Consider the following 14,029-nt stretch of genomic DNA (forward strand, 5'->3'; position numbering starts at 1 on the left):
AGCTGTGTTTCAGCAGGCGCGAATATTAAGGAAGTTGCGGTGGGGGGTCAACCCTCTCACCTGGAAAATTGGAGACTCCGCAAACTGACAATGACTGGGCGCCCCTCAAATCTCTATCCGCTGCCAACCGTTTTGGCCAGCGATGGCCACAGCTACCGGCCGCCGCTATGGTTGCGTAACGGACACCTTCAGTCCGTATGGTCCACATTGTTCCGGCGGGTGGCGTTGACGCGACCCCGGGAGGAAAGTCTCGCAACCGAAGATGGCGACGCACTGGACCTGGACTGGTACGCGCAGGGTAGCGATCGCTTGGCTATCCTGTCTCACGGTTTGGAGGGCCACAGCCGGCGGCCGTATGTCTTGGGTTTGGCTCGGGCGCTGTTGGCGGACGGCTGGGATGTGCTGGCCTGGAACTTTCGTTCCTGCGGCGGGCGTATGAATGACCAGCCACGCTTCTACCATAGCGGCGCGACGGAGGATCTGCATGCCGTCGTGGAACACGTGCTGGAGGCGCCAGCCCGTTATCGTCACTTGGCACTGTCCGGTTTCTCCATGGGCGGCAATCTGACGATGTTGTACCTTGCCGAGCAAGGCGAGCGCCTGGATAGCCGTATCTGCGGTGGGCTGGGTTTTTCGGTGCCCTGCGACCTGGCCGGTAGCGCTTCGATGCTGGCTCGGCCCAGCCGCAAGGTTTACATGCGGCGCTTCCTCAGGGACCTGCATGTCAAGATGAGCGAGAAGGCACGGCGTTTCCCGGACCTGATCGATATCGATGGGTTCGACCAGATCCGCAACTTCCAGCAATTCGACGAGCGCTACACGGCGCCCCTGCATGGATTTCGCGATGCGCAGGATTACTGGGCCCGGGCCTCGTGCCTGCCGCGTTTGCCGGATATCCGGGTGCCGTCGCTCATCGTCAATGCGCTCGACGATCCGTTTCTGTCGCCCTCGTGCTTCCCTGACAACAAGCAGCAGTTGGGAGACTGGGTACAGTTGGAAGCCCCAAGGTGGGGCGGACATGTGGGTTTCGTCGAACTGGCGCGCGACAGCTATTATTGGTCCGAGCGCCGCGCCCTGCAGTTTTTCCGGGACCTAACTTGAACCCCTAGGTCACGAACACGCAGGCAGCCTGTAGGTTGGGCTGGCAAGCCCAACAAATGCGGCAAATCTTGTTGGGCTTTTCAGCCCAACCTACAGGCTTGCCGTTCTTCCGGAGGCTGGTCTGAAGCTCCCGGAAAAATCCGGCGTGGTTCACTCTGTGGATTCGGTCTTTAGCAGCGGCTGTAGGTGAGGCCATACGTTGTCGAGTAACGCAGGCTGCGCCTGCGCGGTCGGGTGAATGCCGTCATCCTGCATAAAGCCTTCCCGGTTGTAGACGTCTTGCAGAAAGAACGGCACCAGGCCGGTGTCATACTTTGCCGCCAGATCAGGATAGATAGCGGCAAAGGCGTCGGTGAAACGCTTGCCGAAGTTCGGCGGCATCTGGATACCGACCAACAGAACGCGCGCGCCCTGTTGCTGGGACTGTTCGATCATGCTCGCCAGGTTGTCCCGGGTTACCTTGGGCGGAAAACCACGGAGTCCGTCGTTGCCGCCCAGTTCGAGAATCACGATTTCCGGGCCGTGCCGATCCAGTAATGGCGCAAGCCGCCGCTCGCCACCATCGGTGGTTTCGCCGCTGATGCTGGCGTTGGCAACCTGCCACTGGTCGAAACCTTCCTCTGCCAGACGTTGACGCAGTAAGCTGACCCAGGCCTTTTCGGTCTGTACGCCGTAAGCGGCACTCAGGCTATCGCCCATGATCAGCAGGGTGGGCTGGTTCGCTTGAGCCAGCATGGCGAACAGGGCAAGAAAACAAAAAACGATTGATCTCCGGAACATAAATCCCGTATCCATTGTCAGATGAAACATTTGTTGGCCGCGAATCAGCCGACATCACACCATTCGAATCTGTTATTTCTACCGTCGAGGAGACACCGTGGCAACCGGAACTGACATTTTGAAGGTCACAGGCCTCAGTCACGAAGTTGATCTGGGAAACGATACGCTGAGGATTCTGCATGAGGTCAACCTGACCATCGGGAAGGGTGAATCCGTGGCCATCGTCGGGCGTTCCGGTTCCGGTAAGACAACACTGCTGGGTTTGTTGGCCGGGCTGGACAGCCCGAGTCACGGCCGGGTCGAACTCGACGGCCACCCCATCAGCGAGCTGAGCGAGGACGAACGCGCCAGCCTGCGGGCACAGCGGGTGGGTTTCGTTTTCCAGTCCTTCCAGCTGCTCCCGGCCTTGACCGCTTTGGAGAACGTCATGCTGCCGCTGGAGCTGGCAGGACAGTCCGGCGCCGAAGCCCACGCGCGGGAATTATTGCAACGGGTGGGCCTGGGGGAGCGGCTGCAACACACGCCGCGCCAGCTTTCCGGTGGCGAACAGCAGCGGGTCGCCATAGCCCGCGCCTTTGCCGCCCAGCCCAAGATCCTGTTCGCCGATGAACCTACCGGCAACCTGGACAACAATACAGGCCAGGCAGTGTCCGATCTGCTGATGGCCCTGAATCGCGAGCAAGGCACAACGCTCGTCATGGTGACTCACGACGAGCAGCTGGCCGCCCGCTGCGAACGCCAATTGTCGATCGAGGCCGGGGAGGTGTCCGAAACGCGTGGTGTTCAAGCCCAAGGAGTGGCTGTTTGATGGCTGCATCGAAAACCCTAGGGCACACCGGGCGTGACTGGCGCGAGCGGGATATTCGGGTGCTGGTTGCGGCGTTGGTCGTCGCCGTCGCCACCGTGGCCACCATTGCGCTGTACGCCAGCCATCTTCAGCACACCCTGGTAACGTCTGCTTCCGCCTTCCTGGCGGGCGACCGCCAACTTGAAAGTGAAAACGGCCAACCCATCCCCCAGGCCTGGCGGGATGAAGCGGAAAGTCGTGGCCTGAAGACGGCCCGCATGGTCGAGTTTTCAACGATGGTCTTCGGGGCCGGTAATTTTCAACTGGTCTCGGTCAAGGCGGTTGACGACGATTATCCCCTGCGCGGTCAGGTGGAATTCCAGTCCGGGCCGCAGGCGCCACGTGAGATGATTGAGGGTGGCCCCGGCCGGGGCGAGGTATGGATCAACCCGCGATTGCTGCGGTTGCTTGAGGTGGATATTGGCGGCACGGTCGAGGTGGGCAATTCCTCGCTCAATGTCTCCGGCCTGCTGATCCGGGAGCCCGATGGCGGCTTCAGCATGTCGGCCCTGGCTCCGCGCATCATGATGCATGCGGACGACGTGCCTGCGACAGGTGTCATCCAGGACGGCAGCCGGGTTGAATACGTCAACCTGTTTGCGGGGGAGGCGAGTGCGCTCGATGCCTATTATGCGTGGCTCCAACCCCGCTTTTCGCCGAGTCATGAGTGGGAGAGCATCGAAGACGGCGAAACCCTGTCCGAGTCGTTATCGAAAGCACGGCGTTTTCTGTTGCTGGGGGGGAGTCTTGCGGTGCTACTCGCGGCGGTCGCGGTGGCGGTGGCCAGTCGACAGTACGCCCTGGGGCAGCGGGATACGGTCGCTCTGCTTAAGACGCTGGGTGTTCCAGGTCAGCGTATTTCGCGCGTTTACATCCAGCGGCTGGCGTTGTGGGGCGTTGTCGGCACCTTAGTCGGGCTAATGGTGGCGTTACCCATATTTTGGGGGTTGGCGTCGCTGACCGCCAATCTCCTGGAGCGTGAGGTCGATTTCAGCGTCGATGTTGCTGCGCTGGGACCGGCGCTGGTGACCGCGCTGGTCTCCCTTTTCGCGTTTGCCTATCCACCGATCCAGCGGCTGCGCCAGGTGGCGGCCATGCGCGTACTGCGGGCACAGCCAGGCGAGGGCGGTAGCGGCGTGCTGCGGGATGGACTGATTGCTGTTGTCGCCATCTTCGGCTTGGTTTGGATGTACGCCCGCGAACTCTGGATGGTGCTGGCCTTGTTAGGCGGCCTGGCAGCCCTGCTGCTTATCCTGGCGGTATTGGGCTGGCTGATGGTTCTGGGCCTTCGCCGGATTGTCGGCGGCGGCAACGCCTGGCGTCTGGCCCTGGTCGGCTTGTACCGGCACCGGAGAGCCAGCCTGTCGCAAATTGCCGTGTTCGCCATGACGTTGATGCTGGCGGCGACGCTCATTTTGGTGCGCTCTTCTTTGCTTGACGATTGGCAGTCGCAACTGCCTGAGGATGCGCCCAATCACTTCCTGATCAATATCAGTTCGGATGCCGTCGGCGAGGTCACCGGCTTCCTGAATGAAAACGGCCTAACGACCGACACCCTTTATCCCATGGTGCGTGGCCGCCTGACCGAACTCAACGGCCAGCCCGTGCGTGAGGCCGTCAGCAAGGACCGCGACGTCAATGCCTTGAACCGCGAGCTCAATCTGACCTGGATGGAAAACCTGCCCGACGACAACCGCATCGTCAACGGCCAGTGGTTCGAGCCCGGTGCTACCGAGGGCGTTTCGGTCGAGGCCGAGTTGGCGCAGCGCCTCGGGCTGAAGGTGGGCGATGTGCTTGGTTTTACCATCGGCTCCGAAACCATTGCCGAACCGGTAAAGAGTATCCGTACGGTGCAGTGGGATAGCATGAAACCCAATTTTTACATGGCTTTCCCACCGGGGGGGGCGCTGGAAGGACTGCCGGCGACTTGGATTACGAGCTTTCACCTGGAGCCTGAGCGCAAAGCGGTATTGAACGCATTCACCCGCGAGTTTCCGACCATCTCAGTACTGGAGCTCGATCACATCATCGAGCGTATTCGTGAGATCGTGATTCAGGTCACGCAGGCGATCGAGGCTATTCTGGCCCTGATTCTGGCGGCAGCCGTTGTCGTCATGGCGGCGGTGGTCAGCGCCACGCTTCAGGATCGGCAGCGAGAAGGGGCGCTATTGCGGACGCTGGGTGGTCGTCAGCGCCTGCTGGTCAACAGCACCATGCTGGAGTTTGCATTGCTGGGTCTGTTTGCCGGCGTTCTCGGCGTGATGGCGGCAGAAGTTGCCGTTTGGGCACTGCAGTACCGGATGTTCCAAGGCTCCTTCAACTGGCATTGGCCGGTGGTCTTCGGTCTGCCGCTGATCAGCGCCGTGGTCCTAGCGCTGTTTGGCCGGTGGCAGCTCAATCCCGTCCTGCGGGTATCGCCGATGTTGCTGCTGCGGCGGTTGGAATAGGAGGTTGCCGCGTCGCCTGGGTGCCTAGCGATAGGCATCCATGATCCGATCCAGATCGCCGTTGGATTTCATGGCGGTGAGCTCGGCGTTGAATTTATCGGCAAACGCGTCCATATCCGGACGCAGCATCAGGCGCAAGCCTAAGTCGGTCAGCGCATTGTCGCTGACAGAAAACTGACCGCGCCAGCCATTCTGGCGGATCAGCCACTGGCCGACCAGCATGTCGGAAATGGCGAGATCAAAATTATCGTCGCCGTGCAGCAGATAGCTGAAGAGGTCTTTGTCCTTGGGGACGTCGAAACGATGGGCCCGTTTCGACTCGAACATCTCGCGCAGATAGGGGTATTTGTAGCCTAGGTGGGTGACCACGGTCCGACCGGCGATATCTTCCGGACGGTCGTAGACGAATTTCTCCTCCCCGAGCGCAAAGAAGACTTCCCGGACGCGTACGATGGGGTCGGTGAAGACAAACCGCTCCGGGCGATCTGTCCATTCCCGGGCGCGGGCCGTGGCGTCGATGAAATCGTCCAGCAGCATGTCGTCGACACGCTTCCTGGGGATCTTATAGGCTTCAAGCCGATATCCCAGACGCTCTGTGATGCGCTTGGCGACGTCCCAGATAATGCCTGACGTTTCTTCTCCATCGACGATGGTATAGGGCGGGTAGCCTTCCGGGGAAACGTTTAGCCGGAAGACAGGGGCCTCCGACGCAAGGAGGGACGATGCGAGTCCCAGTAGTAGGAGCAAGCCCGCAACGGAGCAAAGTAAGATACGCAGCATGAACAATCGGCCCAGAAAGCAAAAGCCCGAGGTCGCGCCACATTATTCCGTCGTGGGGCCAAACATCGGGCAATGTAATCGTGCAACTTATTTGCGTCCGTGCACCAATTACTATTCTGCCAGAACTTTTGGGAATGAGTCTCGTTGTTTATTGTAAAAATAGTGTGTGTAAACAGCGACAAGGCTTGAGTGGAGGCGCTCGAAGCCTCGTCGCAGCACAGCGCAGATCAACTACCCCCAGGCGCGCCTCAGCACTGCCAATGCGTCTTCTAGGGTGACCTCCCGTGGATTAAACATAATGGAACCGTCGTCCAGGGCCGAGCGAGCAATGCGGTCGAGCTGGTCCTCAGTGACCTTACCGGTTTCCTGCAGGGTTCGTGGCAATTTGCAATGCTGGTAGAGTTCGTCTCGCAGTTTTCGAATCTCGGAAATGCACGCTTCGGCGCGCCGCGCTGCCGGTGTGGTGGCGTAGACGTCCGGTCCGGCCATGTAGATCAGCAGTTCGCTGAGTGGCTCACGGATGGATTCCAAATTGTACTCAAGCACGTAAGGCAGATACACGCTCATACACAGCCCGTGCGGCAAGTGGCAGATAGCGCCCGTAGCGTGGCCCAGGGAGTGAACCAGCCCAACCATAGAATTGGAAAACGCAATGCCGGCCATTGTGGAGGCCTGGGCTAGTTCCAGACGGCTGTCTGCGTCTTTGGGGTTATCCATCACCTGCAGCAGGTTGTCGCTGATTTTCTTCACTGCTGCAGTGGCGTAGGCATCGCTAAGCGGGTTCTTCGCCATACACGTGAACGCTTCGGTCGCATGGGTCATCGCGTCCATCGCCGTGGCCGCGGTAATATGGGGTGGCAGCGTCAATGTCATGCGCGGGTCGATGATGGCCGCATCCGGCAGCAGAAAGGATGAGGTAAAGGGCAATTTCACCGATTTCTCGGTATCGGCGATTACCGCGACTGCCGTGACTTCGGAGCCTGTACCCGCGGTTGTCGGCACTACGAAGAAAGGTTTCAAGGGACGCTTGAGGACGCCGGCACCGGCGTATGCAGAGAGGTCGTCGCCCCCTTCGGAGACCAGGATGTTCACGGCCTTGGCGGTATCGATCGAGGACCCGCCGCCGACGGCAATGATGGAGTCGCATTTCTCTTCCCGGTAGATATTGGCAATCGCCTTGACCACGTGGGTCGACGAATCGGTCGGCACATCGTCGTAGATGGCCGCAATCTCCTGGCCACCTTCCTCGCAGGCCTCCAGAACCGGTTCCAGCAGGCCCGCGGCACGGACGCCCTTGTCCGTGATCAGCATGGTTCGTGTTGCCGCCACGCCGGACAGTTCATAGGGAATATGTTCGAGGGCCGCTTTCCCGGCGATGACTTTGACCGGGCAGAAGAATTCGTAATAGCGCTGACTCATGAGGCTCTCGCTGTATCGAAGAAATGGGTCGCGACTTTCAAGTAAATGCGAGCGGCGCTTAGTACCTTTTCAGGCAACTTAAGATTGCTCGGGTATTCCTTCACCGCGCGTTCGGCGACGAGTTTCGGCAAGATGAAGGTTTCCAGCCGGTTCAGTATACGCGTCATGCGGATGGCATAGCTGATATCGCCATCGACCAGCATACGGTCGTAGGCAAAAGCCACGGACGTTTTTTCCTGGAAGGAGACGACCAGATAAGCATGGGCGATATGTTTGAACTGGATTGACAAATCCACTGGCCGGGGCGCTTCGGAGCCGAGATAGCGGAAGTGCCCGCTGCCGGTGTGCTCTACGATCAGGCCCGGGCCGTTGGGGCGAACCATCATTTCGAACAGAAACCCGTCAGGCAGTTCCCGGGCTTCGTTCTGTGCCGTTTTGTCTACTTCGCTAATACCTTGAAGGGCGCGGCCCATCACCTGAAACATTAGCTCCACATACAGCCGCCTAGCCTGGAGGGCCACTGGCTTGAGTCGTTTGGCAATCATGGTCTACCCGCTTTGTTGTTTGCCGTAAATGAATTTTTAGAGCTTTTGCTCTAGAAGTCAACTGGCCCAACACGAACGTGTGATGTCGGATGGGGCCATCTGGCGTTGTAGCAGCCATCGGATGGGGCTGCATCGGCGGCAAACCGGGTTAAGGGCACTTTTCAGACGCTAACATAGTCAGTCGCTAAGCTAGACGACCGGCCCGGTTCGCAGGTAAGCCGCAAGCCGGGCGTTGCTGGAGCCATAGATCAGCCTTGGGTGAGCTGCGCCAGTTTACGGCGCGCTTCCTCGGCAATCTCCCCGCTGGAATCCGCGGCCACCTGATAGTATTGAATGGCCTGGTCTCGCTGGCCCTGTTGCACGGCGATATCGCCCAGACGCAGATAGGCGATAGACGTGGGCACGACTTCGTTAGCTGCTTTCAGATCGCTTTCGGCAGCGCTCAGGTTTTTTAGCTCCAGATAGCCTAACCCCCGGTTAATCCGGTAACTGAACATTTCCGGATACAGGCTTACGGCTTTGTCGAAGCTTTGCTGAGCCTGATCTTCCTTGCCTTGTTCGCTCAGGACCTGCCCGCGCAGGGCATAAAAGGCGGCTTCTTTAGGTTCGATCTCGATGGCTTCGTTGATCTTGGCGAGGGCGGCATCGATATCGCCGGATTGCGCCAGCTCACGCGCTTTGGTTTCCGCCTTGTAGGCCGGTTGCTTGCTACGCAGGTACGCTAGCTTTTGCTCATAGGTTTCCTTCCCCAGGTTGCCGCCTGGGGAGCCCATTTCCTTCACCAATTCCTGGTTTTCCTCGACACGTTTTTGCGACGGGGGGTGAGATGCAAACAGTCCGTCGATCCAGCCGGCCTTGTTGCCTTCGGATAGCCTGACAAAAATCTCCTGCAGTTCTACAGCCGCCTGCGGGTCGTAGCCGGCTTCGGCCATGTATTCGATACCGTAGTGATCGGATTCCAGCTCGTGACTCTGGCCGTATTGGGCCATAGTCAGCTGGCTGCCCAGCGCGGCGCCTCCCATGATTAGCCCGGCATAATCGCTGTCCGACAGCGCCAGGCCGAGTCCGGCAATCCCGGCGTTGAGCAGCATGCCTTGCTGCATGCGCTGAACGCTGTGGCGTGCCGCCGCATGAACGATCTCATGGCCCAGAACCGCAGCCAGCTGCGCCTCGTTCTGAAGTTCGCTGAGCAGACCCCGGTTGATTGCAATCTTGCCCCCCGGTAACGCCCACGCATTGGGCACGGAACTGTTGAGCACAACGAACTCATAGGGCAGGTCGGGACGGTCACTCACCCTGGCGAGCTTTTGCCCCACGTTACTTACATAGTCATTGAGTTCCTGGTCGACGTAGTACTTGCCGCCCTGAACCTGTTGAGTGGGCTGATACTGTTCGGCACCGATAGACATTTCCTGACTTTCGGAGATGAGGGCGAGCTGTCTCTCGCCCGTTACCGGATTGGTGGTACAGCCAGCCAGAATCAGCGCTATTAGCGCGGCCACTACAATCGGGAAAGGGAATGTCAAACGCACAGCTCACTCCATGATCGGTTAACGGACAGGGTCAGGTTACAACCGGTGAGGTTATAACGATTGAAGTTATAACATAGTTGCGACCTGGGTATTATGGCGGCTATCGAGACCATTCAGTATCATGCGTTTATGGCGTTTCCGAATACTGTCTGTCTTATGTTCTGCCCGGTCTTAATCCAGAGCAGAGAGAGACTTAGTTAGACGCTCCTTCGACTCTTAGACTCCCCGGAAATTTTGATGGTTCCCGTCCTCGACCTGATTGCGTTGCTGTGGTTTTTGGTTTGCTGGGTCGGCTATGGCGAATACTCGCGCCGCAGGGCCGATGTGCGGCCATGCTTGTCGAACACCCTGGATCTTTATCGTCAGGACTGGATGCGCAGCATGCTTACGCGGGAAAACCGCATTGCCGATGCCAGCGTGGTCGGCAACCTCGAGCGCAACGGTGCGTTTTTCGCGTCGAGCTGTCTGCTGATTCTTGCGGGCCTCTTTACGGCGATGGGCTACACCCGGGAAATCATGGAGGTGTTCGGCACCATGCCTTTTGGCGGCAGCGGCGACACACTGGTCTGGGAAATGCGGTTGTTCGTGCTGATGCTCGTGTTCGTCTATGCGTTTTTTAAATTTACCTGGTCAATGCGAATGTATAACTTTGCCGCCGTAATGATCGGTGGAGCGCCCTTGAGCGACGACAGCAAGGTCTCGCCCGCAGCCAAAGAGGCGTTTGCCCAAAGCTCTGCCAGCGTTTGCAACCTTGCGGGGGATGCCTTCAACCTGGGCTTACGTTCCTACTACTACGCACTCGGGCTGGTCACTTGGTTTGTCCACCCCGTGCTCTTTATCCTTGCCTCGAGTTTTGTCGTGTTCGTGCTTTACCGGCGCGAGTTTCAGTCAGACGCGCTGCTGGCTCTGCGGTCTGGTAAAGTTTTCAAAGAGCCCGAAGCAAAAAAGGTCGGCGACAACAACGTGTCAGAAGGTAGTCATTAAATGACAGACGATATTCGGTTTGATCGGGTCAGCCGATTCCTGGATACCTTAGCGCAGGTTAAGGCTCTGGGCATCGAAGCGATCGAGGCCCGGGAGAATCATCTGATCCTGCGTTTGCCTTACAGCGAAAAAATTATCGGCAACCCAGAGTCTCGCGTGATTCATGGTGGCGCCATTACGACGCTCATGGATACCGCCTCGGGCTCGGTCGTGATTTGTGCGCTGGATAATTTCGAGCTGTGTCCAACCCTGGATCTGCGGGTCGATTACATGCGCCCGGCAGAGCCGGGCCAACCCGTGTTCGCCCGGGCCGAAACCTATCGCGTGACCCGCAATATCATTTTTACCCGGTGCGAGGCTTACCAGGAAACCGACGGCCAAACGATCGCGAACTGCGTGGCCACCTTCATGCGCATCGGTCGGGAAGCGACACCCAAAGCCTACCGTGACCTGATCACCGGAGGTGAAGCATGACCCGGCCCGAGATCCTCCGATATACACAGGAAACCGGCGATTTTTCCCGGCTGCTTGCCAGCATTCCCTACGCCGAGACTATCGGCCTGACGTGCGACCGGTTTGGCGACGATTTGATTTTTCGCCTGCCGCGCAAGGCGGAAAACCTGGGCAATCCCATTCTGCCAGCGATCCATGGTGGCGTTATCGGGGGCTTTATGGAGTTGTCCGCTGCCATTTACCTGATGATGTCTCAGGACGTGCTGCATATGCCGCGTATCGTGGATTTTTCCCTCGACTATTTGCGTGCCGGCCTCGACCGGGAAACCTATGCCGAGTGCCGCCTGACACGCCAGGGTAATCGCGTGTCGAACGTTCAGGTCACGGCCTGGCAGAAGTCCCGCAGTCAGCCTATCGCGACGGCGCGCGCTCATTTTTTATTGGAAGAGTAGGTTTCTCTTTGCAGAATCGGGCAAGATAAATTCAGTCTTGAAATGGGCGAGCCCGCCCCAATCTTCATTGCCAGACCTATTACGGCTAGTCTTCGGACTGGCCAATAAACAAGCAACATTGTGGTACTGAGCAAGGAGATACCCCGCCATGACGGTCGAAACGCAGAAAGAAACTCTGGGGTTCCAGACCGAAGTGAAGCAACTGCTTCACTTGATGATTCATTCACTGTACTCCAACAAGGAAATCTTCCTACGGGAATTGATTTCGAACGCGTCGGATGCTGAAGACAAGCTGCGCTTCGCTGCCCTGAAGGATGACAGCCTGTTCGAAGACGAGCCTGACCTGAAGATCCGCCTTGACTACGACAAGGGCGCGAATACGGTTACGTTGACCGATAACGGTATTGGCATGAGCCGTGACGATGTTATCCAGAACCTGGGGACCATCGCCCGTTCCGGCACTGCGGAATTTCTCAACCAGCTCACCGGTGACGAGAAGAAGGACAGCAAGCTGATCGGCCAATTCGGCGTGGGTTTCTATTCCGCCTTTATCGTGGCGGACCGCGTTGAGGTCTTTACCCGCCGCGCCGGCACGCCGATCGAAGAGGGTGTGCGTTGGGACTCCAAGGGCGATGGCGAGTTCACCATCGAAAACGTCGATCGCCCGGCCCGCGGCACCCAGATCGTGCTGCACCTGAAGCCGGAAGCGAGCGAGTTTGCGGATGGCTGGCGTTTGCGCAATCTGGTGAAGAAGTATTCCGATCACATTTCCTTCCCGGTCGTCATGAAGGCGGAAGTCGAGGACGAGGAAAAGCAGGACGAAGCGGAAGATGAGACGGTCAACGAGGCGACCGCTCTGTGGACCCTGCCGCGCACCGAAATCAAAGACGACGAGTATAAGGCGTTCTACAAGCACATCGCCCACGACTTCGAGGACCCGCTAATCTGGTCCCACAACAAAGTGGAAGGCAAGCTGGACTACACCAGCCTGTTGTACATTCCGGCCCGTGCGCCGTTCGACCTGTACAACCGGGAAGCACCCCGTGGCCTGAAACTGTATGTTCAGCGTGTATTCATTATGGATCACGCCGAACAGTTCCTGCCTCTGTACCTGCGTTTCGTCAAAGGCGTCGTGGACTCCAATGACTTGTCTTTGAACGTTTCCCGCGAAATCCTTCAAAACGACAGTACCGTTGAAAACATCAAGACCGCGCTGACCAAGCGGGTGCTCGACATGCTGGGCAAGCTGGCCAAGAAGGAGCCGGAGGCGTACCAGAAATTCTGGGATGAGTTCGGTACCGTCATGAAGGAAGGTCCGGCCGAGGATTTCAGCAACCGTGAAAAGATCGGCGGTCTGCTGCGCTTTGCCTCTACCCAAACCGGTGAGCCGACCCAGAGCGTTTCCCTGGCCGACTACATCGAGCGGATGAAAGAAGGCCAGAAGAAGATCTACTTCATCGCTGCCGACAGCTTTACTGCCGCTAAGAGCAGTCCGCATCTGGAAGTCTTCCGCAAGAAAGGCATCGAGGTGTTGATCCTGTCCGACCGTATCGACGAATGGATGATGGGCTACCTCACCGAGTACGACGGCAAGCAACTGCAGGATGTGGCGCGCGGCGAGTTGGACCTGGGTGAGGTGGAAACCGAGGAAGATAAGAAACACCAGGAAGAAGCGACCGAAGCCCACAAGGGGCTGTTGGAACGCATCAAAAAGGCGCTGGATGATCGGGTTCAGGAGGTTCGCGTTACCAATCGTTTGACCGACTCGCCCGCCTGTCTGGTGGTCGGCGATTACGATATGGGCGCCCAGATGAAGAAGATCATGGAGGCAGCGGGCCAGAAGGTGCCGGAGAGCAAGCCGATCTTCGAGATCAACACCGATCATCCGCTGGTAAACCGTCTGGAGCAGGAGAAGTCCGAGGATCAGTTTACCGACCTCGCGGCTGTATTGTTCGATCAGGCCACGCTGGCCAGCGGCGAACAGCTCAAGGATCCAGGCGCTTACGTTAGCCGCCTCAACCGGTTGCTGCTGGACCTAAGCAACTGACATGCAGTCGATTGTCGTGGACCTGTCCGTTAGCCCTGAGGAGTGGATCAAACTCTATCAGGGCGCGGCCCACGATGTTCGCGCGGTGTCCCGGGACGGACGTACTGTCCGTTTCCCGGCCCGTATCCTTTCCCGTTTCGCCCTGCGTGATGGCATCCACGGTTCGTTCCAAATCAACTTCGACGATCAAGGCAAGTTCCATAGTATTTCCCGTCTCTAGAAAATCAACGCCTTCCACATCGCCTATTAGTGCCTGTCGACTCATGCCCCCTCTTGGCTCTCACCGCCGTTGACACTTGACCACCAGCTTTAACGATAGTCCCGCTATTCATCATTTCCGCCGTTAATAGAAATTAACTCTTAATAGTCTAAGATTAATTGATTGCCCGTTTTTATGCTTAGGCTCTATCGTTTGGTTCGTAGTCGGCGCAAATACAAGCGTTCGGTCTCGAGAACGAGCCATCTTCAAAGCGATAGGAGTGCAGCCATGACGAATGATCGGAAACCCTGGAAGCGGTCGGCTCGCGCGTGGTTCGAGTACTACGCCAATTTTGCGCTGTCGCAGTAGCGCAGTTCGTGCGCAGATTCGGCTTTTGGCAGTTCGACAGTGCCGTAGCCGTCCTTAAATCGAGAGAAGGAGTA

Annotated in this window: 13 protein-coding genes; 8 read left to right on the forward strand and 5 right to left on the reverse strand. The window is 58.1% G+C overall.

All coding sequences use genetic code 11. From position 1 onward, the window contains the following. Window positions 1-90 precede the first annotated feature (90 nt). A complete protein-coding gene (locus FXO11_RS08000) occupies window positions 91-1,101 on the forward strand; it encodes a YheT family hydrolase (RefSeq protein WP_148862491.1) in 1,011 nt (336 codons plus the stop codon). A 150-nt stretch (window positions 1,102-1,251) separates the two neighbouring features. Here the strand turns inward: FXO11_RS08000 and FXO11_RS08005 are convergent, their stop codons facing one another. Further along, window positions 1,252-1,881: an arylesterase gene (locus FXO11_RS08005; RefSeq protein ID WP_227546076.1), complete on the reverse strand. Its 630-nt coding sequence runs from the start codon at window positions 1,879-1,881 to the stop codon at window positions 1,252-1,254. A 97-nt stretch (window positions 1,882-1,978) separates the two neighbouring features. Between FXO11_RS08005 and FXO11_RS08010 the strand changes: the two genes are divergently transcribed. After that, window positions 1,979-2,689: an ABC transporter ATP-binding protein gene (locus FXO11_RS08010; RefSeq protein ID WP_264766200.1), complete on the forward strand. Its 711-nt coding sequence runs from the start codon at window positions 1,979-1,981 to the stop codon at window positions 2,687-2,689. Beyond that, window positions 2,689-5,175: an ABC transporter permease gene (locus FXO11_RS08015; protein WP_148862493.1), complete on the forward strand. Its 2,487-nt coding sequence runs from the start codon at window positions 2,689-2,691 to the stop codon at window positions 5,173-5,175. Before FXO11_RS08010 ends, FXO11_RS08015 begins: the two co-directional genes overlap by 1 nt. Window positions 5,176-5,199: 24 nt before the next feature. Here FXO11_RS08015 and FXO11_RS08020 read toward each other — a convergent pair whose 3' ends face one another. The 4 genes from FXO11_RS08020 to FXO11_RS08035 form a co-directional block, all read right to left on the reverse strand. Next, window positions 5,200-5,955 (reverse strand): substrate-binding periplasmic protein, encoded by a 756-nt coding sequence (locus FXO11_RS08020; RefSeq protein WP_148862494.1) that lies wholly within the window; start codon window positions 5,953-5,955, stop codon window positions 5,200-5,202. A 231-nt stretch (window positions 5,956-6,186) separates the two neighbouring features. After that, window positions 6,187-7,374 carry an iron-containing alcohol dehydrogenase gene (locus FXO11_RS08025; RefSeq protein ID WP_148862495.1) on the reverse strand — a complete coding sequence of 396 codons (1,188 nt, stop codon included), beginning with the start codon at window positions 7,372-7,374 and terminating at the stop codon, window positions 6,187-6,189. Further along, window positions 7,371-7,919, reverse strand: coding sequence for a hypothetical protein (locus FXO11_RS08030; RefSeq protein WP_148862496.1), 549 nt, complete (start codon window positions 7,917-7,919; stop codon window positions 7,371-7,373). The genes FXO11_RS08025 and FXO11_RS08030 overlap by 4 nt, the downstream gene beginning before the upstream one ends. 248 nt (window positions 7,920-8,167) lie before the next feature. After that, window positions 8,168-9,451: a M48 family metalloprotease gene (locus tag FXO11_RS08035; RefSeq protein ID WP_148862497.1), complete on the reverse strand. Its 1,284-nt coding sequence runs from the start codon at window positions 9,449-9,451 to the stop codon at window positions 8,168-8,170. A 237-nt stretch (window positions 9,452-9,688) separates the two neighbouring features. On the opposite strand from FXO11_RS08035, the gene FXO11_RS08040 reads away from it, so the two are divergent. The 5 genes from FXO11_RS08040 (at window position 9,689) to FXO11_RS08060 (ending at window position 13,607) form a co-directional block, all read left to right on the forward strand. Then, complete coding sequence (locus tag FXO11_RS08040; RefSeq protein ID WP_148862498.1) at window positions 9,689-10,435, forward strand: DUF599 domain-containing protein; 747 nt, start codon at window positions 9,689-9,691, stop codon at window positions 10,433-10,435. After that, window positions 10,436-10,909 (forward strand): PaaI family thioesterase, encoded by a 474-nt coding sequence (locus FXO11_RS08045; RefSeq protein ID WP_148862499.1) that lies wholly within the window; start codon window positions 10,436-10,438, stop codon window positions 10,907-10,909. Continuing rightward, window positions 10,906-11,340, forward strand: coding sequence for a PaaI family thioesterase (locus FXO11_RS08050; RefSeq protein ID WP_148862500.1), 435 nt, complete (start codon window positions 10,906-10,908; stop codon window positions 11,338-11,340). Before FXO11_RS08045 ends, FXO11_RS08050 begins: the two co-directional genes overlap by 4 nt. Before the next feature lie 148 nt (window positions 11,341-11,488). Then, window positions 11,489-13,387 carry a molecular chaperone HtpG gene (gene htpG, locus FXO11_RS08055; RefSeq protein WP_148862501.1) on the forward strand — a complete coding sequence of 633 codons (1,899 nt, stop codon included), beginning with the start codon at window positions 11,489-11,491 and terminating at the stop codon, window positions 13,385-13,387. A 1-nt stretch (window position 13,388) separates the two neighbouring features. Next, a complete protein-coding gene (locus tag FXO11_RS08060; protein ID WP_148862502.1) occupies window positions 13,389-13,607 on the forward strand; it encodes a DUF2835 domain-containing protein in 219 nt (72 codons plus the stop codon). Window positions 13,608-14,029: the final 422 nt, after the last annotated feature.

The sequence above is a fragment of the Marinobacter fonticola genome, assembly GCF_008122265.1.
Taxonomy (GTDB): Bacteria; Pseudomonadota; Gammaproteobacteria; order Pseudomonadales; family Oleiphilaceae; genus Marinobacter_A; species Marinobacter_A fonticola.

Coding starts and splice junctions, on each gene's coding strand:
- FXO11_RS08025 (WP_148862495.1), bottom strand. CDS start 7,374: ATGAGTCAGCGCTATTACGAATTCTTCTGCCCGGTCAAAGTCATCGCC.
- FXO11_RS08040 (WP_148862498.1), top strand. CDS start 9,689: ATGGTTCCCGTCCTCGACCTGATTGCGTTGCTGTGGTTTTTGGTTTGC.
- FXO11_RS08015 (WP_148862493.1), top strand. CDS start 2,689: ATGGCTGCATCGAAAACCCTAGGGCACACCGGGCGTGACTGGCGCGAG.
- FXO11_RS08005 (WP_227546076.1), bottom strand. CDS start 1,881: ATGTTCCGGAGATCAATCGTTTTTTGTTTTCTTGCCCTGTTCGCCATG.
- FXO11_RS08020 (WP_148862494.1), bottom strand. CDS start 5,955: ATGCTGCGTATCTTACTTTGCTCCGTTGCGGGCTTGCTCCTACTACTG.
- htpG (WP_148862501.1), top strand. CDS start 11,489: ATGACGGTCGAAACGCAGAAAGAAACTCTGGGGTTCCAGACCGAAGTG.
- FXO11_RS08045 (WP_148862499.1), top strand. CDS start 10,436: ATGACAGACGATATTCGGTTTGATCGGGTCAGCCGATTCCTGGATACC.
- FXO11_RS08000 (WP_148862491.1), top strand. CDS start 91: ATGACTGGGCGCCCCTCAAATCTCTATCCGCTGCCAACCGTTTTGGCC.
- FXO11_RS08030 (WP_148862496.1), bottom strand. CDS start 7,919: ATGATTGCCAAACGACTCAAGCCAGTGGCCCTCCAGGCTAGGCGGCTG.
- FXO11_RS08060 (WP_148862502.1), top strand. CDS start 13,389: ATGCAGTCGATTGTCGTGGACCTGTCCGTTAGCCCTGAGGAGTGGATC.
- FXO11_RS08050 (WP_148862500.1), top strand. CDS start 10,906: ATGACCCGGCCCGAGATCCTCCGATATACACAGGAAACCGGCGATTTT.